A 1,772-nucleotide genomic window follows, 5' to 3' on the forward strand; every position below is an offset into this window, starting at 1 on the left:
TTATTTTATGTTTAACATTATAAAAATATTATTTTTTAACAATATAACTAAAAACTTTTTTAAAGTAAATTATATTTTAAGCCACTTTAACATTTATGTAACTTGGTTTTTTATAATGTTTTTGATTCAAAAATTATTCAGCAAAAAAACTATATTTATTAAATTTTTCTTAAATTTAAGAACAACTACATTATTATCCTTAACTTACCTACTAACTCTAATAACATATTGTACAAATAGTCTTTTGAATGAAAAATTTTCAAATTCAAGTAATTTTATTCATTTTAATAGATCTTTATTTCTTATTCATTTCATATTTCTTATTTTCATAATTATATTCATTTTTGGAATGATAAAAAAAGAAAAAGATTTTGAACTGCATCAAAATAAAATTACTTTAAGTAATTTAAAAGAATATGCTAATAATTTGGAATATTTACATAACCAAAATAGAAAATTTAAACATGATTATATAAATATTTTTTTATCTATGGTAGGATATTTAGAAAATAATGATATTGAAGGATTAAAAATATTCTTTAACAAAAATATATTACCTTTAAATGGTAATATAAAGAACTATAATTTTAAATTAGATTTATTAAAAAACATAGAAATAATAGAACTTAAAGGAATTTTATCATCTAAAGTTATAAAAGCTAAAGAAAGTGGAATAACAGTAACTTTAGATGTAACTGAATCTATCTATAATATAGATATAAATATTATAGATATTTGTAAAGTTATAGGAATATTATTGGATAATGCTATTGATGCTTCTTTAAAATGCAATAATCCTATTATTAAAATTGCAATTATTAATAAAGAAACTTCAGTTTTATTTGTTATAATAAATAATTTCAAAGAAGATTTACCATCTATTGATAAGTTGTTTATTGAAGGATTTTCTACTAAAGGAACTAATCGAGGTTTAGGTCTTAGTAATCTAAAAGAAACTCTAAACAAATATAATAATATATTACTTGATACTTCTTTACAAAAAAATCTTTTTACTCAAAAATTAGAAATTTTCCATAATGCAAACATAAAAGAAAAAACCTAGGGAGGGATAGGTATTAATATTTTTATTTGCGAAGATAATGAAATTCAAAGAAATACTCTTAATAAAATAATAGAAAAAATTATACTAATAGAAAATCTTGATATGAAAATAGCACTGTCTACTCATGATCCATATGAGCTCATAGATTATGTTTCTAAAGATAAAGATATATCTATTTACTTTCTAGATATAAATTTACAAAGTGATATTAATGGACTAGATTTAGCTAGTATGATAAGAAAATATGATCCAACAGGAACTATTATTTTTATTACAACCCATTCAGAAATGAGCTACCTTACATTTTTATATAAAATAGAAGCTATGGATTATATAGTAAAAGATGATTTCTTTAAATTAGAAGAACGAATTAATGACTGCATTTTACAAGCTAATAAAAAATTTAGTTTAAATGTTATTAAACCTAAAAAGAATTTAACTGTTAAAATATATGATACAATTATCAATATTGATTATGATAATATTTTATTTTTAAAAACAGCTCCAAATTCACATAAAATAATAGTTCAAGCTATTAATAGACAAGTTGAATTTTATGGTAAACTAAAAGATGTTGAAAGTAAATTGCCTGAAAATTTTTATAGATGTCATAAATGCTGTATTATAAATAAAAATTTCATACAACAAATTGATATAAAAAATAAAATTATAACTATGAATTCTAGTTTTGAATGCCCTAGTTCTGCTA

General features: G+C 19.8%; 2 protein-coding genes. Both read left to right on the top strand.

Annotated features, from left to right (window positions below; genetic code table 11):
- Positions 1-349: 349 nt before the first annotated feature.
- Positions 350-1,063, top strand: a complete 714-nt coding sequence (locus GBZ86_RS15545; RefSeq protein ID WP_170272292.1) for a sensor histidine kinase — start codon at positions 350-352, stop codon at positions 1,061-1,063.
- A gap of 69 nt (positions 1,064-1,132) precedes the next feature.
- Positions 1,133-1,772, top strand: a 640-nt coding sequence (locus tag GBZ86_RS18700) for a LytR/AlgR family response regulator transcription factor (RefSeq protein WP_327445290.1), incomplete at its 3' end; no start/stop codon positions are given.

The sequence above is a fragment of the Clostridium tarantellae genome, assembly GCF_009295725.1.
Lineage (GTDB): Bacteria > Bacillota > Clostridia > Clostridiales > Clostridiaceae > Sarcina > Sarcina tarantellae.